The organism is Flavobacterium melibiosi, from assembly GCF_048158545.1.
GTDB lineage: Bacteria > Bacteroidota > Bacteroidia > Flavobacteriales > Flavobacteriaceae > Flavobacterium > Flavobacterium melibiosi.
In genome coordinates, this window is record NZ_JBLNKU010000030.1 from 1 (window position 1) to 2,018 (window position 2,018).

The 2,018-nt window shown below is 31.2% G+C and carries 1 pseudogene; it reads left to right on the forward strand.

Features of this window, described 5'->3' with window-relative positions:
• Window positions 1-402: 402 nt before the first annotated feature.
• A pseudogene (locus ACM55F_RS18740) lies at window positions 403-1,219 on the forward strand (IS982 family transposase).
• The last annotated feature ends 799 nt before the right edge of the window (window positions 1,220-2,018 follow it).

The window sequence follows — 2,018 nt, forward strand, 5'->3', positions numbered from 1 at the left end:
GTACCACCTTTATTCGCTTTAACAAGCTTTTTTAATCACTTTTTTTCATATTTCCTTAACTTAAAATTTAACTCGCTGGAAACATGGTTTTTGGAGCATGAAGTTTTTTAACTATCCCCTTACCATTCCTTAGGAAAGGCGCCGAAATGGATAGCATTTGCCATAGGCATTATATATAGGAAAGCCTTATTATTTGATTGTTGATTTTCTAATACTCCCAAATACCCAGATTCATTACCAGTTTCAACGGTTTGAGACTTGCTATAACAACCATTAATACTAGTCAAAATGCTACATACTATGTAATATATACTATAATTAATTCAAGTTGCTAGTTGAAATAACATAAAAAACAAAGCAGAGGTTAAGTAAATTTGTTTTGCTAACCAATAAACAGAACCAATGCTTTGTAAAGACAAAATTATATCAATTTTTTGTTTAATAGATGATATTTTGCAAGGAATTAACCATGTAGAAGATGTGAGAAGACAAGTTTGTGATAGTAAAATCATCTTGACTGCAATTGTTTCTTCAACAAGTTTTTATGGTAATCATTCGTCAGCTATAAAGTTTATGAAGCAGTATGGATTTATTCCCAATATGCTGGATAAAAGTAGATTCAACAGGCGATTACATAAAATAAGTAAACTTTTAATTGTAAGTTCTTATTATAAAGACTTTTGTTGTGAAATGCACTATATCATAGATTCTTTTCCAGTTGCAGTATGTAACAATATGCGCATTGCAAACTGCAAGATTCTTAAAGATAAAAAATGGAGAGGTTACACCTCTAGTATGCGAAATTATTTTTATGGGGTTAAAGTACAATTACTCACCACAAAAGATGGAATTCCAATAGCTTTTCATTTTACACCAGGTAAAACTGGAGATGCAAAAGCATTAGGAAAAATGATAGATAAATTACCTGCAGAAGCCTCATTATATGGCGATAGTGCCTATACAGATTATGGGCTAGAAGACATTGCTCTAGAGAGAAAATGCATCTTATTAAAGATTCAACGCAAGTCAAACACTAAGAGAATAGATACATTGGAACAAAAAAAATGAAAAGCTAAAAATGAGAAAAAGAGTAGAAACAGTAATAAGTGACATTAAGAAAATGTTTCCAAGAACAACACATGCAGTTACACTTGAAGGTTTTCTAATAAAGCTAACTTTATTTGTGTTTGGACTACAATTAAATAAATCGATTAACTAGCAACTTGAAATTAATTAATTAATAAACAACTCAACTGCCCGCGTTAGAGATAGCAGCGGAAAGCCCGCAGAAAACGGAATGAAATGGAGTTTTTTTTGAGGACTTGCAGCATACAACCCGACCCATTATAAAAAAAGAAACAACAAATTATCTCTTTTTAGATTAGGTCCAAAAGTTGTCGAGAAATATTAAAAAAGAGATATTTACATTTCCAAATCAGCTACAGATACAAGTTTCCTATAGCAAACTCATCAAGTTATTATTACCGGAGATAATCGTTGAATATTTTGAGTTAACATCTTATATAAAAAAAAACAGAAATTTTGCATTTGTATCTAAAAAAGATTAATTCGATTCCTAAAGAATACCGACAATATAAATTAAATTCAAAAGTCTTCTTTGACGAGATAACTGTTTAAGATTTCCGCATTGGCGGACACTAACAATATCTTCATATCACTGATACTGGGGAATCCTATTTAAAGATTGGAAATTAGTAGCGGACGGGGACTCGGGTAACACAAGAGTTAGCGTCTTTTTTTAAAAAATCAATAAATTCCATACCAAATGATTGTAACGCTATTGATTCTTTCTACGGAGTTAGGATCATACCCAAACAATGGCTTATAGTGCCTTCTTTCATGATAGTATAGTTTTGATTATTACTATTCAAAAACTATATCCCCCCATGCACAACTACTAAGTTGACAAAATACTTTTCTATAAAAATCCACGAGACTATAAATCAAAAAAAATCCTCATCAAATTCATGATGAGGATTCTTTAAAGAAAGGCGACG